General features: G+C 34.2%; 18 protein-coding genes and 1 tRNA gene. 10 read left to right on the forward strand and 9 right to left on the reverse strand.

Annotated elements, in window-relative coordinates; genetic code table 11:
* Window positions 1-55: 55 nt before the first annotated feature.
* Complete coding sequence (locus tag AC1RRQ_RS17080; protein ID WP_493024236.1) at window positions 56-1267, forward strand: cytochrome c3 family protein; 1212 nt, start codon at window positions 56-58, stop codon at window positions 1265-1267.
* Here AC1RRQ_RS17080 and AC1RRQ_RS17085 read toward each other — a convergent pair whose 3' ends face one another.
* The 4 genes from AC1RRQ_RS17085 to AC1RRQ_RS17100 all read right to left on the reverse strand — a co-directional run bounded on the left by AC1RRQ_RS17085 (window position 1268) and on the right by AC1RRQ_RS17100 (window position 3634).
* Window positions 1268-2011 (reverse strand): UDP-2,3-diacylglucosamine diphosphatase, encoded by a 744-nt coding sequence (locus tag AC1RRQ_RS17085; protein WP_493024237.1) that lies wholly within the window; start codon window positions 2009-2011, stop codon window positions 1268-1270.
* Between the two features lie 97 nt (window positions 2012-2108).
* A complete protein-coding gene (locus AC1RRQ_RS17090) occupies window positions 2109-2561 on the reverse strand; it encodes a 6-pyruvoyl trahydropterin synthase family protein (protein WP_253789347.1) in 453 nt (150 codons plus the stop codon).
* Between the two features lie 32 nt (window positions 2562-2593).
* Entirely contained in the window at window positions 2594-2770 is a 177-nt protein-coding gene (locus AC1RRQ_RS17095; protein ID WP_493024238.1) for a hypothetical protein, read from the reverse strand.
* Window positions 2771-2869: 99 nt separating this feature from the next.
* Window positions 2870-3634 carry an enoyl-CoA hydratase/isomerase family protein gene (locus AC1RRQ_RS17100; protein ID WP_493024239.1) on the reverse strand — a complete coding sequence of 255 codons (765 nt, stop codon included), beginning with the start codon at window positions 3632-3634 and terminating at the stop codon, window positions 2870-2872.
* 190 nt (window positions 3635-3824) lie between these two features.
* On the opposite strand from AC1RRQ_RS17100, the gene AC1RRQ_RS17105 reads away from it, so the two are divergent.
* From AC1RRQ_RS17105 to AC1RRQ_RS17115, 3 genes are all read left to right on the forward strand, one after another.
* A tRNA-Ala gene (locus AC1RRQ_RS17105) sits at window positions 3825-3898 on the forward strand.
* A gap of 66 nt (window positions 3899-3964) precedes the next feature.
* A complete protein-coding gene (locus tag AC1RRQ_RS17110; RefSeq protein ID WP_493024240.1) occupies window positions 3965-4213 on the forward strand; it encodes a GIY-YIG nuclease family protein in 249 nt (82 codons plus the stop codon).
* Between the two features lie 261 nt (window positions 4214-4474).
* On the forward strand, window positions 4475-4978 hold the full coding sequence (locus tag AC1RRQ_RS17115) for a YfbM family protein (RefSeq protein ID WP_493024241.1): 504 nt from the start codon (window positions 4475-4477) through the stop codon (window positions 4976-4978).
* A gap of 91 nt (window positions 4979-5069) precedes the next feature.
* Here AC1RRQ_RS17115 and AC1RRQ_RS17120 read toward each other — a convergent pair whose 3' ends face one another.
* Window positions 5070-5246, reverse strand: a complete 177-nt coding sequence (locus AC1RRQ_RS17120) for a hypothetical protein (RefSeq protein ID WP_493024242.1) — start codon at window positions 5244-5246, stop codon at window positions 5070-5072.
* Window positions 5247-5426: 180 nt separating this feature from the next.
* On the opposite strand from AC1RRQ_RS17120, the gene AC1RRQ_RS17125 reads away from it, so the two are divergent.
* From AC1RRQ_RS17125 to tnpA, 4 genes are all read left to right on the forward strand, one after another.
* The gene (locus AC1RRQ_RS17125; RefSeq protein ID WP_493024243.1) at window positions 5427-5867 is read left to right on the forward strand and encodes a hypothetical protein; all 441 of its coding nucleotides are present in this window, start codon (window positions 5427-5429) and stop codon (window positions 5865-5867) included.
* A gap of 57 nt (window positions 5868-5924) precedes the next feature.
* Complete coding sequence (locus AC1RRQ_RS17130) at window positions 5925-6947, forward strand: oxidoreductase (RefSeq protein WP_493024244.1); 1023 nt, start codon at window positions 5925-5927, stop codon at window positions 6945-6947.
* Between the two features lie 35 nt (window positions 6948-6982).
* Window positions 6983-7567, forward strand: a complete 585-nt coding sequence (locus tag AC1RRQ_RS17135; RefSeq protein ID WP_493024245.1) for an SMI1/KNR4 family protein — start codon at window positions 6983-6985, stop codon at window positions 7565-7567.
* A 117-nt stretch (window positions 7568-7684) separates the two neighbouring features.
* Window positions 7685-8227 carry an IS200/IS605 family transposase gene (tnpA, locus tag AC1RRQ_RS17140; RefSeq protein ID WP_493024246.1) on the forward strand — a complete coding sequence of 181 codons (543 nt, stop codon included), beginning with the start codon at window positions 7685-7687 and terminating at the stop codon, window positions 8225-8227.
* A 185-nt stretch (window positions 8228-8412) separates the two neighbouring features.
* On the opposite strand, the gene AC1RRQ_RS17145 is transcribed toward tnpA, so the two are convergent.
* The 3 genes from AC1RRQ_RS17145 to AC1RRQ_RS17155 are packed head-to-tail and all read right to left on the reverse strand — an operon-like array spanning window position 8413 to window position 11253.
* Window positions 8413-9369, reverse strand: coding sequence for a lipid A deacylase LpxR family protein (locus AC1RRQ_RS17145; protein WP_493024247.1), 957 nt, complete (start codon window positions 9367-9369; stop codon window positions 8413-8415).
* Window positions 9359-10141: a monofunctional biosynthetic peptidoglycan transglycosylase gene (gene mtgA, locus AC1RRQ_RS17150; protein WP_493024248.1), complete on the reverse strand. Its 783-nt coding sequence runs from the start codon at window positions 10139-10141 to the stop codon at window positions 9359-9361. Before mtgA ends, AC1RRQ_RS17145 begins: the two co-directional genes overlap by 11 nt.
* Window positions 10141-11253, reverse strand: coding sequence for an NAD(P)/FAD-dependent oxidoreductase (locus AC1RRQ_RS17155; protein ID WP_493024249.1), 1113 nt, complete (start codon window positions 11251-11253; stop codon window positions 10141-10143). The genes mtgA and AC1RRQ_RS17155 overlap by 1 nt, the downstream gene beginning before the upstream one ends.
* Window positions 11254-11596: 343 nt before the next feature.
* Here AC1RRQ_RS17155 and AC1RRQ_RS17160 point away from each other — a divergent pair, with 343 nt between their 5' ends.
* Both AC1RRQ_RS17160 and AC1RRQ_RS17165 read left to right on the forward strand, forming a co-directional pair.
* A complete protein-coding gene (locus AC1RRQ_RS17160) occupies window positions 11597-13498 on the forward strand; it encodes a S9 family peptidase (RefSeq protein WP_493024250.1) in 1902 nt (633 codons plus the stop codon).
* Between the two features lie 181 nt (window positions 13499-13679).
* Window positions 13680-16121 (forward strand): ATP-binding response regulator, encoded by a 2442-nt coding sequence (locus AC1RRQ_RS17165; protein ID WP_493024251.1) that lies wholly within the window; start codon window positions 13680-13682, stop codon window positions 16119-16121.
* Here the strand turns inward: AC1RRQ_RS17165 and AC1RRQ_RS17170 are convergent.
* Entirely contained in the window at window positions 16118-17473 is a 1356-nt protein-coding gene (locus tag AC1RRQ_RS17170; protein ID WP_493024252.1) for a sigma-54-dependent transcriptional regulator, read from the reverse strand. The genes AC1RRQ_RS17165 and AC1RRQ_RS17170 overlap by 4 nt on opposite strands.
* Window positions 17474-17508: the final 35 nt, after the last annotated feature.

Consider the following 17508-nt stretch of genomic DNA (forward strand, 5'->3'; position numbering starts at 1 on the left):
TTTTCATTATTGAAATATATTTTGATTGTATTCAAAAAAAAGTATATTTACAACAATGAAAAAAACAGGCATTCTTATTATCCTTGTTGTTTTATCGGTTTTCTTAACAAACTGCAGCAACAAATCTGATGAATATATTGATCCGCGTGGTACCGATTACGCTGGTTCTGAAAGCTGCATTCAATGCCATCAGGTTCAATACAATATGGCTTTGCAAAGTTCTCATTTTAAAGCTACTGCCCCAGCAATTTCAGGAAATGTTTTAGGTGATTTTGACAAAGGCAATCACACTTTTATCTATGACAAAGACACTAAACTGGTCATGGAAAAACGCAATGATAGTCTTTATCAGGTTTTATATAAAAACGGTAAAGAAGTTGAAGCACATCGTTTTGAAATTGTTTTTGGAGCCAAACATGCACAGACTTCTGTTTACTGGCGCGACAACAATACTTACGAATTACCTGTTTCTTATTACAACTCTATCAATAACTGGGCTACAAGCCCGGGATTCCCTGCAGATAAACCTTATTTTAATAGAATGGTGGTTAAGGATTGTTATTCCTGCCACGCCTCAAACGCAAGCAGCAGAAGCGTGAATCAAAGTTCTCAGGAGAGAAACTTTATGTCAATGGATGTTGAAGATATTATCGACAAAAAAACCATTGTTTACGGTATTGACTGCGAACGCTGCCACGGACCTGCAAAAAAACATGCTGACTTTCATTTAAAAAATCCAAATATAAAAGTAGCAAACAGCATTACGAGCTTTAAAACATTAAACAGACAGCAAAAACTGGATGCCTGTGCGCTTTGCCACGCAGGAAATGACGGAATGAAAATCAAATCCCGTTTTGATTTTAAACCCGGAAATAGTTTATCTGAATTTTATCGAGATACACGAAGCATAAATGATACAACCCAATTTGATGTACACGGAAATCAATTTCGCTTAATGGCGCAAAGTAAATGCTTTGTAAACAGCAATAAAATGGATTGTATTACGTGTCATAATCCGCATGAAAATGCGTCTAAAAATATGGCTTCCTATTCTAAAATCTGTATGAGCTGTCATCAAGGTTTAAAACACAATAAGAAAACCTTAAAAATAATGCCGGAAAAATTAATGGCAGATAATTGTGTAGAATGTCACATGCCGAAAAAATTATCGGGAGCAATTAAATTCCAGTTATCTAACAGCAAACAACTTTCAAATTATATTTTAAGAACTCACAGAATTGGGATTTATCCGCAAGACAAAAAATAATTATTTTTCGAATTTCTTAAGTTCAAAAGTTTCACCATCAAAAACCCCGTAAGTAAAATATCCAATCCAATCACCCAAATTGGCATATTTAGAGTCCTCTCCTACCGGAATAATCATAGGTAAATGACGATGACCAAATACAAAGTAATTATAATGTTTGGTCTCGAGTTTACGTTTGGCATACAAAACAAGCCATTCGTTTTCTTCGCCTAAAAACTTAACATCTTCGTCGCCTGAAATCAATTTGTTTTTAACCGATAAATATTGCGCTAAACTTACCCCAACATCTGGATGAAGCCACCGGAAAAGCCATTTTGAAAACGGATTTGTAAATACCTTTTTCATTCTTTTATATCCTTTATCGCCAGGGCCTTTTCCGTCGCCGTGGCCAATTAAAAAGGTTTTTCCGTTAAAAGTAAATTCTTTGTTATCGTGATAAACCGGAATATTCAATTCGGTTTCAAAATAATCATTCATCCAAAGATCATGATTTCCAACAAAAAAATAAATTGGAATACCGCTGTCGCGAATTTCGGCCAGTTTGCCTAAAATACGAACGAAACCTTTTGGAACAACGGTTTTATATTCAAACCAAAAATCAAACAAATCTCCAAGCAAAAAAATAGCTTCTGCATCTTCTTTAACCTCATCTAACCAGGCAACAAATTTCTTTTCGCGAGGCAGACTCAATTCCGGAGTCGGCGCACCAAAATGCTGATCTGAAGCAAAATATACTTTTTTCATTTCGATTTTTAGATTACTAGACTTCTTAGATTTTAGACTTTTGTCTTTCTGAGCGAAGTCGAAAATTTTGGAATTTGGAATTTAAATTATTGGAGTTTTACAAATTATCACTTGCATACCATTCTGCAAACGACGATTCTGTTTCCTGAAGTTTCAATGAGAAAAGAGAAATTCCGGCCGGAAGTCTCGCAATAATTCTTTCAGCAAAATCAACCACCATGTTTTCGCTTGTTGGCTGATAATCTACCAGAATTACGTGATGCCCACGGTTTTTTAATTCATTTGCCAATTCAACATGTGGCGTAGTTTGGTTAAAAACAGTCGCATGGTCGAACTGATCGACGATTTCTTCTTTTACAATTTTTTTTAGGTCAGAAAAGTCAATTACCATTCCGAATTTCACATTCGATCGATCCGTAATTGGCGAACCAATAACCGTTACCGATAATTTATAACTGTGCCCGTGAACGTTTTTGCATTTTCCGTCGTAACCGTACAATGCATGTCCGGTTTCGAAACTAAATTGTTTTGTAATTCTGATATTACTCATCGATTTTTAATTTAAGGTTGCAAATTTACAAATTAATAACCGTTTTTGTCTCTTTTTTTGGCTCTGTTATACATCCAGTACGCAATTCCTATTAAAACTATAAACGGAATGAAAGATCCAATGACAACTCCTATTTGATAACTACTGTCTGGAGCGTTCTTAATTTTCTCTGCAACATCGACATTCTGAAATAATGAAATCATTTTCATTTTATTATTCTTCTAATTGTTATTCTATATTCTGCCACAGATTTCACAGATTAAAAAGATTATTTAAATCCGTTAATCTGTGAAATCTGTGGCAAAAAATTATTTTTTAAACTGAAGTAAAGCATTTCGGCTAAAATCAGATAAAACCAATTTACCCGTAATTGAGGCACGTTCTAAAAGAATAGATTCCCAATGTTCTGTTCCTTCCCAAATAATCTTTTTCATTTCTTTTAAAGCTTCGGGATTGTAGGAACTTAATTTTTGCGCAAAACTTTCAACATCTTTATCCAAATTATCCGCATCGCTTAAAACCGAATAAAGTCCTTTTTGAAAAGCCCAATCTGCCGATTTCCATTCGTGCGCAGCCAAAGTCATCTGCGTCATTGCCGTTTTGCCAATTTTGCGCGAAACCGCCGGTTCGATTACAAAAGGTCCAATCCCAATGGCGAGTTCAGATAATTTCACATCACTTAACAGAGTTGCAAAAACATAATCGCAGGCCGCAATGATTCCTACTCCACCGCCCACGGCTTTTCCCTGAACACGGCCAATAATCAATTTATTGCAATTGCGCATGGCATTTAACAAATGAGCAAAGCCGGAGAAAAACTCGGTTCCTTGTTCTTCATTTTCAACCTGCAAAAGTTCATCAAACGAAGCGCCGGAACAAAAAGCCTTTCTGCCTTCGCTTTTTAATATAATGACCGAAACATTTTCATTTTGGCTTAATTCATTGATTTCAGCTGTAAGCTGGTCTAATAATTGGCGTGGAAAAGAATTACTCGCCGGATGTCCAAACTGCACGGTTGCAATTGTATTTTGAAAAGAAGTCTCTAAAGTCCCCTTTGTATTTTCTAAACTCATAAAAATAGATTTAAATGTAAAGTTACGGTTTTGAAAAATATTTTGCCTGTTACGTCTTGAAATTTGTTTTTTGAAAATTAATTGACTTTATTTGCTATCACTTTGGGGGATTAGCTCATTTGGCTAGAGTATCCCGATGAAAATCGGGAGGGTGACAGTTAGAATCCGGTATTCTCCACAAAGCAAACACGGGGGATTAGCTCATTTGGCTAGAGCGCTTGCCTGGCAGGCAAGAGGTGACCGGTTCGAATCCGGTATTCTCCACTAACATTATACAAAAAATACCCAAACATATCTTTTTATGTTTGGGTATTTTCATTTATAAAAGATATGTTTTACACTTACATTCTATATTCAAAAATACTCAACAAATATTACATTGGTTCTTGCCAAAATATTGAGCAGCGCCTTGAAGATCATTTGAACGGGAGAAGTAAATTTACAAAAGTGGTAAAAGATTGGGAATTAAAACATTCCGAAACTTTTCCTTCCCGAAGTGAAGCCTGCAAAAGGGAATTACAAGTAAAGAAAATGAAAAGTCGAAAATATATTGAAGCTTTGATTGAAACTAAGGGCTAGAGTGTCCCGATGTATCGGAAAGGTGACCGGTTCTCCCGATGTATCGGGACGATATTCTCCACAAAATAAAAAACCCTTGTAAATGTAGTTTTACAAGGGTTTTTCTTTTCCTGAAAAATCAATCTCTTTTTCCTCTTCAAAAAATGTCTTAAAACACTACTAGCAAATCTTATACGGCCAATACAACAAGAATTATCTTCTCAACTTTGCAAAAAATAATAAGCTAATTCTCTTAGCGTATGTTTAACTAAACTTATAATTATGAGTTGTCTTGGTTCACTTTATTCTCTTGACGAAAAAACAGTTTCTATACTTAAAGCTTTTAGATCTGATGAAATTAGACTAAATTATTTACAAGAAGATATCGAAGAAAAATTGATCTGTAATAATCCCGAAAGGTTTGCAGCATTTGATAAATCATGGAATGCCCTTCACAAAAGTTTAACCGAAGGAAAATTTGACTGCACAAACGGAACTTTCCCTTTAAATCATGTTATTATGGGCGGGGAACAAATTTATCATGAAGACGATTATATTATGTCTTTAAAAACACCTGATCAAGTCTCTCAAATTGCCGATGCCGTTGACTCAATTACAAAAGAACAATTGCAAAGCGCCTATTCTAAAATTGAAAGCGAAGATTACGGTTTTAACTTAACAAAAGAAAATTTTGAATATATGTGGACTTGGTTTCAAAATTCATTGCAATTTTGGAAAAAAGCGGCCACAGAAAAAAGACATGTATTATTTACTGCTGATTTATAATTACCAAAGCAATAATCAGTTACTTACACATTCTAAATCCGTATTAATTAACCTTAATGCGGATTTTTTTATTTACCAGCTGTAAACAATCTTACTTCTCATTTGCAGCATCGTCTGCATCAACATCGTCTTTTTCGGATTTTTTAAAATCGTTGTTGAGCAAATTTGTTAGTTTCTTTTTTTCTTTTTGATTTTTTCTAACCGTTAGTACAACCAAAAGAATAACCAGTACGGCTACAATTCCTATTACAGTCCAATTAATATCCATAGTTTTAATTTTAAATAAAAGTAAAAATTAAAAGTATTCATCATATTATCAAAAGGTTAAGCATTACATTTTAAACGAAGGCTTATCTTGATGCAAATATCTCTTTGAAAGATATTTCTTTATTTACAGATTTTCTATTTTTGTACAGCAACGTTAAAAAAATTGATCAAGTTTAAGATAATGCCACAAAAAGGAATTTACATTTTAAAGAAATTCATCGCAATTGCGATCCTAGTTTTAGCCGCAACTTTTATAGAAATCTATTGGTCTATGGGAACTTTTTCTGAGAAAATGTCCAGTGGCTGTCTTGATTGTACTTTTTCTCAAGATATTATTTTTATTTCTTCTTTTACAAGCATTTTCTTTGCAATTGTTTCGTTGCTGCTTTCTTTCATTAAAAACATATATGCAAAAGCTATAATTGAATTTATCATCCTAATCTTAGTTTGGTTTTTCTTTAATTACAGCATTTTTGTGGATCGCGAATCGTCATGGAGCACTTATACTTTTAGCGAAGAACTTCATTATACCTTCTCGCTTTCTATTTTCCCTATTTTAGTTTTATCTATTCCTGTTATATTTTCTATTCATTATATTTCAGGAATAATTAAAATACCATAGAAAGCAGTAAATCGTACAAATACCACTCAAATATCATCTTAAAAAACAAATTTAAAAATGAAACAAATTTTTCTATCTGCCTTTCTGCTATTAATTTTATCCTGCAATAAAAAAGAAAATCTAAAAGCTTCTCAATCAAACGCAGCCGAAAAAGAGGTGACTGAAACCGACACGGTACAAGAAACCCAAGAAGGCCTAAGAAAAGAAAGCATCAATTTATTTACCATTACTCCAAAAGACAGCAGCGATGTTGCTTTTGTTTCTCTATCGGATATTTATCCTGTAAACGACGAAAAAGATACGCTTGCCTTACCAAACATCGAAAAAATAGGAAAATACAATGCTGTGTATTTCACCTTTGATAAAAACTACAGAAAAAGATTTTTGTCTAAAACCAACATATCCGAAACCGATTCTGTTTTTATAATCGATTATGCTAAAAACAAACACGTTTCTTTTGCTGTAAAAAACCTAAAAACCGCTGCGTTCTTAAATGGTTATTCTTCTGAAGAAGATTGGCCTTATCATAATTATGATTTTATGATTGGGTTTGAAATCAGCAAAAAATATTTAAGCGGATTCAGCGAATATTATAGAGATGCTTTAGTATATGTGGGCAAAGAAAATCCGTTTTCTAAAGAACCTTTAAAAGCTATTAACTGGAAAAAAGTTGCCGTAAAAGAATATCCTTCAAAAGCAATGAAAAATCAAGATCGTACTTTGCTAAAAGGCAAAATTACTGGTAATACGTATTTATACAAAACAGACAGCTATCAGTATTTTTTACAAGACTACCTTGAAAGCAATAAAACAATTTATGGTAGACGTCTTTTGGTTGTCGATTCTAAAACGAAAGAGGTTGTAATCGAAAAGCTTTACTGCCAAAGCGAAGGCACCTCTCCTGCTCCATTAAATTATGATGAAGGCGATGATGCGATTAACCAATGGACAGGAAAACTTTTTAAAAATAAACCTCAAGTAATATTTGGTTTCGAATACATGTCTTTCGGCTGCCCGAATATTTCAATTATTGATAAATCTAATGAGGAGATTTTTCTGCAATGCGATAATCGTCATTAATAATCGTTTATAACAATACTAATTCTAACATAACCATGGAACAAATAAAAACCCGCATCGCCGAATGTGAACTTGAATATGATGAAATAAAAGAATCTTCTCTGGCTTCAGATGAAGAAATCCAAGAATTGGCTTCTTATTTTTCTCTGCCTTTACCAGAAGAACTAATACGCTTTTATAAAATTATTGGCGGCATAGAATCTGATGATGTTTTCTGTATTTCTTCTGCTCAAAATCTAACCCGATATATGAAACAAAGAGCCGATTTTACTCATAATTCTACAGGAATTATTGATATGATTATTGCGTATTGGGGAAATGACAGACCAGAACTTATGAAATACAAACTGCTTACTCAGGAAGAAACCGAAAAAATAAACGCAAACTTTCAATGCATCGGCTGGATGACATCAGAAGAAGATGTTGAGGAAAGCAACGAATATGTTATTTTTGATCAAAACGGAAACTTCACAAACGTTTACTGTCATCAGGATGATATTAAAGCAGCCACAGATCAATTACTGGGATTTTTAGAATCTGGTCTTCCTGAAAGAACTCTTAAAAATGTACTTCAGGAATTATTTAAAAGAGCCGAAGGAACTTTAAGCCGATGGGATTAAGTTTTTAAAAAAAATATTAAAAAAGCCATTTCTAAAAAAATAGAAATGGCTTTTTTTTATTTATATTATACCTTATTGTGCCATAAATAAAACTTTGGGGGTTCAAATTCTATATCTATGTGTTCAATATTTGCATTTCAAATTATTATTATCTGCTGCAACTCTTCGCCTAAAAATTCACCAAATACAACTACAAAAGAGAAAAATATGCCTCAATCATTATACAAAGTATATGTGCATCTAGTGTTTAGCACAAAAAAACGTTATCCATTTATTGACAACAATATTAAAGAAAAATTATGGGCTTACCTTGGAGGAATTTGCAAAGGGTTAGAATGCAACCCCATTCAAGTAGGCGGCCATGACGATCATGTTCACATTTTATGTCTTCTGTCAAAAAAAATTACGCAAATGAAATTGGTTGAAGAAGTAAAAAAGCAATCATCAAAATGGGTAAAAACAGTAGATTCTCGCTATGCGAACTTTTACTGGCAGGACGGTTATGGCATTTTTTCTGTTAATCCATCTCAATTAGATATAGTTATAAAGTACATTAAAAACCAAGAGGAACATCATAGAAAAAAGACTTTTAAAAAAGAACTTTTAGCCTTTCTAAACAAATATAATGTCGAGTATGACGAACGTTATCTTTGGGATTAGGCTGTCACCCTTTCAGGGCTGGATTAACTCCCTTCATTCCCATAGCGCGTAACTCCTACTTCTCTATAGTGCGTTGCACTATACTGTTGGTTACGCTCTTTCAGAGCTGTTTTTAGCTTTAGGCTGAAAGCCTAAAAACATCAAAATAGTGCAACGCACTATAGAGAAGCAGGACTAAGTACTAACTATCTAAGCAAAAACCCCATTCTAATCGATCCAAAAAAGTATCCTTTATTAGTATTAATTCCGGGATCGTTTAATTCTCTGCCTCGGTAAAGAAAAGAATACGACATATTGAAATTGTTGTGACGGTATTTTAAACCAAACTCAGCGTTGAAACGAAGCGGTTCTAAATCGAAAGTTACAGGACTGGTATCGTTAAACATACTGCCTTCAATTGTGGCATCATAAAACTGATAGTTAACGCTTGGCATTGCGTAGAAATAAAACTCCCTAATTTCAGGCTGTGCATTGGCATTTACCGAAGCATCGTGAAGATTAGAATCGTAAATAGGCAATAATCTCTTAAAACCAATTCGGGTTAAAAATCCGGCTGAAACTCCCGTAAAAATAGTTCCTAAATTCGCTTCAGACTGCCAATGAAGATCTATAAAATCATTGTGCTTCGATGGAAATAATTTCTTCGAATACATGACATGCGCCTGAACTGCAAAGGCATTATGAAGCTGATTTTCCCAGCCGTATACTTTTTTGTATCCAATAATTTTATGAAAACCTACTTGTGTTTCTTCTCCTAAAGCATTTGGGCCCATAAAACCTAATTGAAAATCAGTTTTTAAAACAGATTCGCTTTCGTAAAAAAAGCTTCTTCCGGCTTCGGCAAAAAGATAACCCGTAAAAGGGCGGTCGTTTTCATCAACCGCCTCTTTATTAATAAACCTCGGATTATAAATATATTGTCCAATTCTAAATTCGGTTATTTTTTTGTTGATTTTCTCGTTATCGTTTTTAGATAAAAACCGATAAAAAATCTCCAAACCATTGGTGTAATACATATCATTTTTTGATGATGTATATAAATCATTGTCGCTTATAACTCCAATTTCTTTTGTTTTTCCTTGTCCAAAAGTTAACGTAACTGTCAATATCAGAAAAGCAAAAAGTGCTTTTTTACTTCTCATCGCCTTTGTAATTGATTTTTCCAACGTAACGCATCTCGCGCACAATTCTTTCTTTTCTTCTGTTAATATAACTTGACGAACCTGTAGCTTTAAATTTTCTAGGATTTGGTAATATCGCCGCAATTCCCGCTGCCTGCATTGGCGTTAAACTCGAAGCATCGCGTCTGTACCAATGTTCTGTAGCGGCATAAGCGCCGTAAACCCCGTCGCCCATTTCTATACTGTTTAAGTACACTTCCATGATACGTTCTTTACCCCAGATAATTTCGATTAAAACGGTAAAATAAGCTTCAAGACCTTTACGGAAATAACTTTTTCCCTGCCATAAAAAAACGTTTTTAGCCGTTTGCTGCGAAATGGTGCTTCCGCCGCGAATTCGGCGACCGCGTTCGTTGCTTTTATATGCTTTTTGAAGTGCTTTAAAATCGAAACCATTATGCGTTAAAAAAGTTCCGTCTTCACTGGCGATAACGGCTTTTTGCAAATTCATTGAAATTTTTTCTATTGGTTCCCAATCGTGGTCAAAGTAAACTTCTTTTCCGTCTAATTTATTTTCGATAGCGCGAATAATCATTAAAGGCGTAAAAGGCACAGGAACATATTTAAAAAATATAACCGACCCGATCGAAAGTCCGAAAAACCACAACAATAGTTTAATAAAAAACCATTTTACTTTTTCTCCAAAAGAACGATTCGATTTCTTTGGCGACGCTTTAGGTTTTGGTTTTGGTTTGTTTGCGGTTGTTTTTGGTGCTGGTTTTTTAACTGCCATTATATTAAATCTGCTAATTCGGTTCCTACTAAACTGCCTATTGCTACTCCCATGCCACCTAAACGCACTCCACAAAACACGTTTTCAGACAATTGAGACACAACTGGACTTTTACTATTTCCGACTCCCATAATGCCGCTCCATCGATGTGCGATCTGGAAATCCTGATTTGGTAAAATTACATTTTTCAGTAAATCTTCCAATCTATTTTGAATAATTTTCGTCTGACCAAATTCAGTTGTCGTTTCGGTTTCAAAATCGAGATTTCGGCCGCCGCCTAATAAAATTCGGTCGCCAATATTTCTGAAATAATAATAACCTCGATCTAAATGAAAAGTCCCTTTTATATCCAGATTTTTAATAGGTTCTGTAATTAAAACCTGCGCTCTTGCCGGCTTTACTGCTCCTTTAGTTAACGTATTTGCAAAACCATTTGTTGCAAAAAGTAATTTCTTAGATTTAAAACTAAAATCGTTGAGCACCACTTCAACATGATTTCCGGCATCGGCATAAGAAGTTACCGTTTGCTGATTTAGAATTAAAATATCGGCCGAAACCGCCTGTTTTAACAATTCCTGCATCATGTTTCCGGTATCGATTTGTGCTTCAAACGGATTAAAAATGAGATAATCCTGAATGTTTCCAAATCCAAATCGGTCGGTTTCTTTAGAGAAAACATCGGCTTTAAAAAGTGGTTTTAAAATTTCATTTACAAAAGGCAGTTTCGAAATGCATTCATTAAATCCAAATTCATCTTCTTTCAAAAATAATTCATAGCCGCCATGAGGTTTAAAATCAATTGCTTGGTCTCCTAATCTTTTTCGAAGCAATTGCAAACCTTTCCAGCGTTTTTCGATAAGTGCGATAACATCTTCTTCTGAATGTGTTTTTAAGTCATCCATAATTTCAGAAAGACTTCCAAAACAGGCAAAACCGGCATTTTTAGTACTGGCACCTTGCGGTAACATGCCGCGTTCGAGAACCAGAATTTTCGCAGCAGGAAATCTTTCGCGTAAGCGCAAAGCTGTATGCAGACCAACAATGCCACTGCCTACAATGGTATAATCAATATCTGTAAACCAGTTTTTTAATTCCCAATAGCTTAGTTCCATCTTTTTTAAATTCCAATTAGTAAAATTCCAAATTCCAATTTAGGAAATAAATTTAAGACTTTGTTTTTGATTTTTAATCGCCACGAATTCACGAATTTTTATTCTCACAGATTATCAAAAAAATAATTCGTGAATTCGTGGCGAATAAAATTTTAAAGATTCCTTTTTTGGATCTCTATACAAATGTCAGGCTGAGCGAAGTCGAAGCCTATTTTGGGTAAAAAGCCCTTCGACTTCGCTCAGGGTGACAAATAATAAACTTTAACAAATTTTGGGATTTGGTTTTTAAATGATTGGAATTTAAATGTTGTATTTTTAGCCCACAAAAAATAGAATTTTTATTATGAAAAAAGTATTATTAACAACCTTAATAATGATGAGTTTAAACGCTATCGGGCAGAATGTTATGTCTCCGGAATTGTTATGGAAACTAGGCAGAGTAACGCCTCTTGGAATTTCTAAAGATGCAAAAAATGTGGTTTTTAAGGTTTCTACGCCTTCTGTAGAAGAAAACAAATCGCATTCTAAATTTTATACGGTTCCTGTAAATGGAGGAAATGCAACCGAAATTAAAGATACGAAAGACATTCTTGCTGATAAAAATGTTTCTCCTGACGGAAAATATTTGGTGTACAACGAAGAAGTAAAAATTGACAAAGTTTTAGGTAAAGATTTCTACCCAAAATTAGATAAATCTGATGCTCAAATTTATGACGGTTTAGATTATCGTCATTGGGATACTTGGAACGAAGGAAAATTTAATCACGTTTTTTATAAGGAAAACAAAGACGGCGCAAAAGGAATCGACATCCTGAAAGGTGAAACTTTCGATTCTCCGCAAAAACCTTTTGGCGGTGACGAAGATTATATCTGGTCACCAGACAGCAAAAGCATTTTTTATGTGTGCAAGAAAAAAGCAGGAACTGCTTATGCGATTTCTACAAACACAGATATTTATGAGTACAATTTAGAGACTCAAAAAACAACTAATAAAACCGAAGGTAATTTAGGTTACGATACGGCACCGCAGTTTTCTCCAACAGGAGTTTTATCTTGGTTACAAATGAAACGTGACGGTTACGAGTCTGACAAAAACGATATTATTGTTGAGTTTAAAGGAATCAAAACGAACCTTACGGCTAACTGGGACGGAACTGTAGATAATTTTATCTGGAGCAAGGACGGAAAAAATGTATTTTTTGTAGCGCCGGTAGATGGTACAAAACAACTTTTTACGGTTAACTTTCCTGGGTTAACAAAAATTGCGATCAACGTTCGTCAGTTAACAAACGGTGATTTTGACGTAAATGATATAGTTGGTTTTTCTGGCGATGATATCATCGTAACAAGAACAGATATGAATCATGCAGGTGAGATTTTCTCTTATAACCTAAAGAAAAATTCTTGGAAACAATTATCAAATGTAAATACAGATACTTATAAATCTTTAACATTAAGCAAAACCGAAAAACGTTACGTTACTACAACTGACGGCAAAAAAATGCTGGTTTGGGTAATTTTACCTCCAAATTTTGATGCTTCTAAAAAATATCCAACTTTATTATTCTGTCAAGGCGGACCTCAAAGTCCTTTAACACAATCGTATTCTTTCCGTTGGAATTTCTCTTTAATGGCAGCAAAAGGTTATGTGGTGGTTGCGCCAAATCGCCGCGGTATGCCAGGACATGGTGTTGAATGGAACGAGCAGATTAGTAAAGACTGGGGCGGACAAGTTATGGACGATTACCTTTCGGCAATTGATGATGTTGCTAAAGAAAGCTATGTTGACAAAAGCCGTTTAGGTTGTGTTGGTGCAAGCTACGGCGGATATTCTGTATTTTATTTAGCTGGAATTCACAAAAACCGTTTCAAAACTTTTATCGCTCATGATGGTGTTTTCAATACGGTTTCTATGTTAGGAACTACTGAGGAAGTTTTCTTTAACAACTGGGATTTTGGCGGTCCTTACTGGGAAAAAGATAATGCTGTAGCGCAAAAAGCATATACTACTTTTAATCCTGCAACTTTGGTTCAGAACTGGAATAAACCAATTTTGATTTTCCAAGGCGGAAAAGATTTCCGTGTGCCGATTGGGCAAGGGCAAGAAGCTTTTCAGGCGGCACAATTAAGAGGAATTAAAAGCCGTTTTGTGTATTTCCCAGACGAAAATCATTGGGTTTTAAAACCGCAAAATGCTCAGGTTTGGCAGGGAGAATTCTTTAAATGGTTAAACGAAACTCTGTAAATCATAAAGTTAAAACAAACTTAACCGCAGTATTATTTATATAATCTGCGGTTATTTTATTTTTAGAGCATTGGAATTATATAAATATTCGGCTTGTTTTTACTTTTCTTAAATAGAAATTTTAAATAAATTGCAAGGAATTCCCAATATTAAAAACTTCCTCAACCCCAGATAAACATTTATGGAGAGCAAAAAAAGTTACACAGCACTCAAAGTTCTATTCAGCTATGTTGCATTACTTGCTTTGGTTGTTACTGTTGGATGGTTTTTATATTCTGAAAATGTCGTTTATAAAAAATTAGAAGATAAAATTGCTTTCGAAAAAACCAAAATCCTTCGAGTAAGTAAATTATTCTCGAATGTATATAAAACCGAAAGTTTAGCCCGAAAAACAATTCAAACCAATTCTGAAAGTGATTTTAAAAGTTATCTTATTGAAACGGATTCTTTAAAATCGAGAATTGATACGCTGAAACAAATCGTTACGACTCAATATCAAAAAACACTTTTGGATAGTGTGACGTATTTACTTTCTGAAAAAACAAAAAACATTCAGCAGTTAAAAACGATAAAAAATAAAGCCGAAGACGAAGTTTCGGTAAATACTGCTATTGACGAAATTACCAAAATGGAGTTTAAGCTTCGAAAACTCGAACTTCAGGATTTTAATAAAAACCCAAATCAATTAGGAAGTTATCAACGAAATGTATTGCAAAAATATGTCGATTATCTCAATCAGAATATTCCGGATGACAGTACCAATACTTTGAGTAAAAAAGCTTCGGATTCTATTTTAGCTAATTCCAAAAAACTGCTGAGCAATGTAAAATTAAAGGCCGAAAAGAAAAAGGAATCGCTGAATTTTGAAGAAAATAAATTACTTAAAAATGAAATCGCTATTTCGGATCAGCTTCGAAAAGTACTTCGAATTATCGAAAGAGAAATCATCATCAATTCAATAAAAAACAATTCCTTAAAAGAAAAATCACTTAAAAAAGTCAACGAGATCGTAACGGCTTCGGCTATTGCAGGTTTAATCTTGACTTTGTTTTTTTCTGTTTTAATTGTAAGCGATTATTCAAAATCGCAGGTATATAAAAAACAGCTTGAGATTGCGAATTTCAAAACCAAGAATTTATTAAAAAGCCGTGAACAATTAATTACAACGGTAAGTCATGATTTAAAAACACCTTTGAGCACTATTGTGGGTTATTCTGAACTTTTGGGCAATTCTGATGTTAATACAAAGCAATCGTATTTCATTAAAAATATTAAAAACTCATCAGAATACATTACGCAGCTGGTTCAGGATTTATTGGATTTCTCGAGAATTGAAGCCGGAAAAATCACGATCGAAAAAGTTCCGTTTTTTCTTCCTGAAATTATAGAAGATACCGCGAAGAACATCCAGACGGTTTACAAACAAAAAAACATTGATTTGATTATTAATGTGGATGAAAAACTGAATACCAGAATTGTGGGAGATCCGTTTCGTTTGAAACAGATTTTGACCAACATTATTGGAAACGCTTATAAGTTTACCGAAGAAGGTTATATCAAAATCAGTTCGTATGTTACGGAAAACGAAAACTTTTTTATTGTTCGAATCGAAGATACCGGAATTGGTATTGAAAAAGGAAATCAGAAATTAGTTTTTGAAGAGTTTGCACAGGCGAATGAGAACATCGAAAAGAAATATGGCGGAACTGGTTTAGGCCTGGCGATCTGCCAGAAAATAATTTCGTTTTTAGGAGGTCGACTAACCTTAGAAAGTACGTTTGGAAAAGGAAGTACGTTTGAAATTAAAATTCCGCTGGTTTTTGATCACAGCGAAATTACGGTTGAAGAAATAAAAAGAAATATCGCCCGAAATACAAAAAAACAGACTTTTATTGTAATCGACGACGATATTAACCTTCTGAATTTAACGAGCGGTGTTTTAAGACAAGAGAAACACGAGGTACTTTCTTTCAGCAGCGCTGTAAAAGCTTTAGAAGCCATCCAGACCACTGATTTTGATTTTGTGATTACTGATATCCAAATGCCGGAAATGGACGGTTTTAAATTCTTAGAAAAGCTTCGCCATTCTAAAAAAGGAATTTATAACAATCAGCCTGTAATTGCCTTAACCGGAAGAACAGATCTCGATTCATCTGTTTATACCAAAGCTGGTTTTACAACTGTGGTTAAAAAACCGTATTCGCCTAAAATTTTACTAGAAACGATTCAGCATATTTTAGATAACGATACACTGCCGGAAGTAGAAATTCACGATAAGGAAGAAACAGCTTCGAACCAATTGTATTCTTTAAATACCTTAAAAGAATTTTTAGGTTACGATGACGATGCTTTAAAAGATGTACTAAAAGCTTTTATAATAAGCAGCAACGAGAATTTAACTTTACTCGAAAAGGCCATTACAGAAAAAAATGTACCTGAGATTAATTCTATCGCACATCGAATCGCGCCTATGTTCAAGCAGATTGAGGCGCGTGACATTGGTACGATATTAAAAACATTGGAACAGAATAATCTTGAAATTTCGGATTTGAAAGATATTTTTAATGCCTTAAAAGCCAAAACAACCAAGCTTTTCTCGGCTTTAGAACAAGAAATTGTTTAGTCGATGTTGTATTGTTTCAGTTTATTGTAAAGCGTTTTTCTGGTAATTTTCAGCAATTTTGCCGCTTCAGATTTATTATTCTGCGTTCTGTTTAAGGCATGAATAATGGCTTCTTTTTCATTTTCAGATAATGAAAAGTTACCGCTTCCGCTGAAACCCTGTTGCTGCTTCTGAACCTGAAAAAACTCAACTGGCAACACATCACTTTCTATAAAGTCGCCCTGAGTTAAAAGTGTGGCACGTTTAACACAGTTTTGCAATTCACGTAAATTTCCCGGCCAATTGTAATTTTGAAAAATTGAAACTACTTCTGGCGAAAATCCAATGACTTCTTTATTCAATTGCTGATTGGCTTTTTCCAGAAAATAATCGGCAAAAAGCATTAAATCTTCGTCACGATCTTTTAATGATGGAGACTGAATCGAGAATTCGTTGATTCTATGGTATAAATCTTCTCTAAAATCACCGTTTTTTACTGCCTCGCGTAAATCTTCGTTTGTGGCGGTAATAATGCGGATATCGACGTTTATTTCTTTATTGCTTCCAACTGGCTTTATTTTTCTTTCCTGAAGTGCACGCAGTAACTGAATTTGATTTTCATAAGAAAGGTTTCCTATTTCATCTAAGAAAAGAGTTCCTCCATTTGCAGCTTCAAAATAGCCCATTTTATCGCTGATCGCTCCGGTGAAAGATCCTTTTAAGTGTCCGAAAAATTCACTTGCTGCCAATTCTTTTGGAATGGCACCGCAATCGACTGCTATAAAATTATTACTTTTTCTATGACTTTGCTGATGAATGCTTTTGGCAATAATTTCTTTTCCTGTTCCGCTTTCGCCGATGATTAAAACCGACATATCTGTTGGACTTACCAATTGAATATGATCCAGCAGTTTTTTTGATGCTACAGAAATTCCTCTTACGAATTCATTTTCGGCAGAAACAGATTTCTTAACTGTTTTCTTTTCTTTTATCGGAGCTTCTTCTTCTGTTTTAGAAACCTGGAGTGCATTTGTAATTACGAGTAAAACTTCATCAGGGTTAAATGGCTTCGAAATATAATCGGCTGCACCATTTTTTATTGCTTTTACCGCTGTATTAACATCAGAATATCCCGTCATTAAAATAACCGGGATTTCAGGATAAGTATTTTTAAATTCAGACATCAGTACAATACCGTCAGAATCAGGCAGACGAAGGTCTGTCAAAATTAAATCGAAAGATTCATTTTTGATAATTGATCTTGCTTCGGCAGCGGAAAAAGCGACAGCTACTTCGTATTTATTTTTAATTAGAAACTTTTCTAATAGTTTACAAAACGAAATATCATCTTCTATTACTAATATCTTTGGCATTTGTTTTTAGGGACTTTTTTTGCTAAAATAACACT

This window comes from Flavobacterium sp. GW821-FHT12A05, assembly GCF_058807735.1.

Excerpts from the sequence above, each read along its gene's own strand:
- AC1RRQ_RS17080 (WP_493024236.1), top strand. The coding sequence starts at position 56 with ATGAAAAAAACAGGCATTCTTATTATCCTTGTTGTTTTATCGGTTTTC.
- AC1RRQ_RS17085 (WP_493024237.1), bottom strand. The coding sequence starts at position 2,011 with ATGAAAAAAGTATATTTTGCTTCAGATCAGCATTTTGGTGCGCCGACT.
- AC1RRQ_RS17090 (WP_253789347.1), bottom strand. The coding sequence starts at position 2,561 with ATGAGTAATATCAGAATTACAAAACAATTTAGTTTCGAAACCGGACAT.
- AC1RRQ_RS17095 (WP_493024238.1), bottom strand. The coding sequence starts at position 2,770 with ATGAAAATGATTTCATTATTTCAGAATGTCGATGTTGCAGAGAAAATT.
- AC1RRQ_RS17100 (WP_493024239.1), bottom strand. The coding sequence starts at position 3,634 with ATGAGTTTAGAAAATACAAAGGGGACTTTAGAGACTTCTTTTCAAAAT.
- AC1RRQ_RS17110 (WP_493024240.1), top strand. The coding sequence starts at position 3,965 with ATGTTTTACACTTACATTCTATATTCAAAAATACTCAACAAATATTAC.
- AC1RRQ_RS17115 (WP_493024241.1), top strand. The coding sequence starts at position 4,475 with ATGAGTTGTCTTGGTTCACTTTATTCTCTTGACGAAAAAACAGTTTCT.
- AC1RRQ_RS17120 (WP_493024242.1), bottom strand. The coding sequence starts at position 5,246 with ATGGATATTAATTGGACTGTAATAGGAATTGTAGCCGTACTGGTTATT.
- AC1RRQ_RS17125 (WP_493024243.1), top strand. The coding sequence starts at position 5,427 with ATGCCACAAAAAGGAATTTACATTTTAAAGAAATTCATCGCAATTGCG.
- AC1RRQ_RS17130 (WP_493024244.1), top strand. The coding sequence starts at position 5,925 with ATGAAACAAATTTTTCTATCTGCCTTTCTGCTATTAATTTTATCCTGC.
- AC1RRQ_RS17135 (WP_493024245.1), top strand. The coding sequence starts at position 6,983 with ATGGAACAAATAAAAACCCGCATCGCCGAATGTGAACTTGAATATGAT.
- tnpA (WP_493024246.1), top strand. The coding sequence starts at position 7,685 with ATGTGTTCAATATTTGCATTTCAAATTATTATTATCTGCTGCAACTCT.
- AC1RRQ_RS17145 (WP_493024247.1), bottom strand. The coding sequence starts at position 9,369 with ATGAGAAGTAAAAAAGCACTTTTTGCTTTTCTGATATTGACAGTTACG.
- mtgA (WP_493024248.1), bottom strand. The coding sequence starts at position 10,141 with ATGGCAGTTAAAAAACCAGCACCAAAAACAACCGCAAACAAACCAAAA.
- AC1RRQ_RS17155 (WP_493024249.1), bottom strand. The coding sequence starts at position 11,253 with ATGGAACTAAGCTATTGGGAATTAAAAAACTGGTTTACAGATATTGAT.
- AC1RRQ_RS17160 (WP_493024250.1), top strand. The coding sequence starts at position 11,597 with ATGAAAAAAGTATTATTAACAACCTTAATAATGATGAGTTTAAACGCT.
- AC1RRQ_RS17165 (WP_493024251.1), top strand. The coding sequence starts at position 13,680 with ATGGAGAGCAAAAAAAGTTACACAGCACTCAAAGTTCTATTCAGCTAT.
- AC1RRQ_RS17170 (WP_493024252.1), bottom strand. The coding sequence starts at position 17,473 with ATGCCAAAGATATTAGTAATAGAAGATGATATTTCGTTTTGTAAACTA.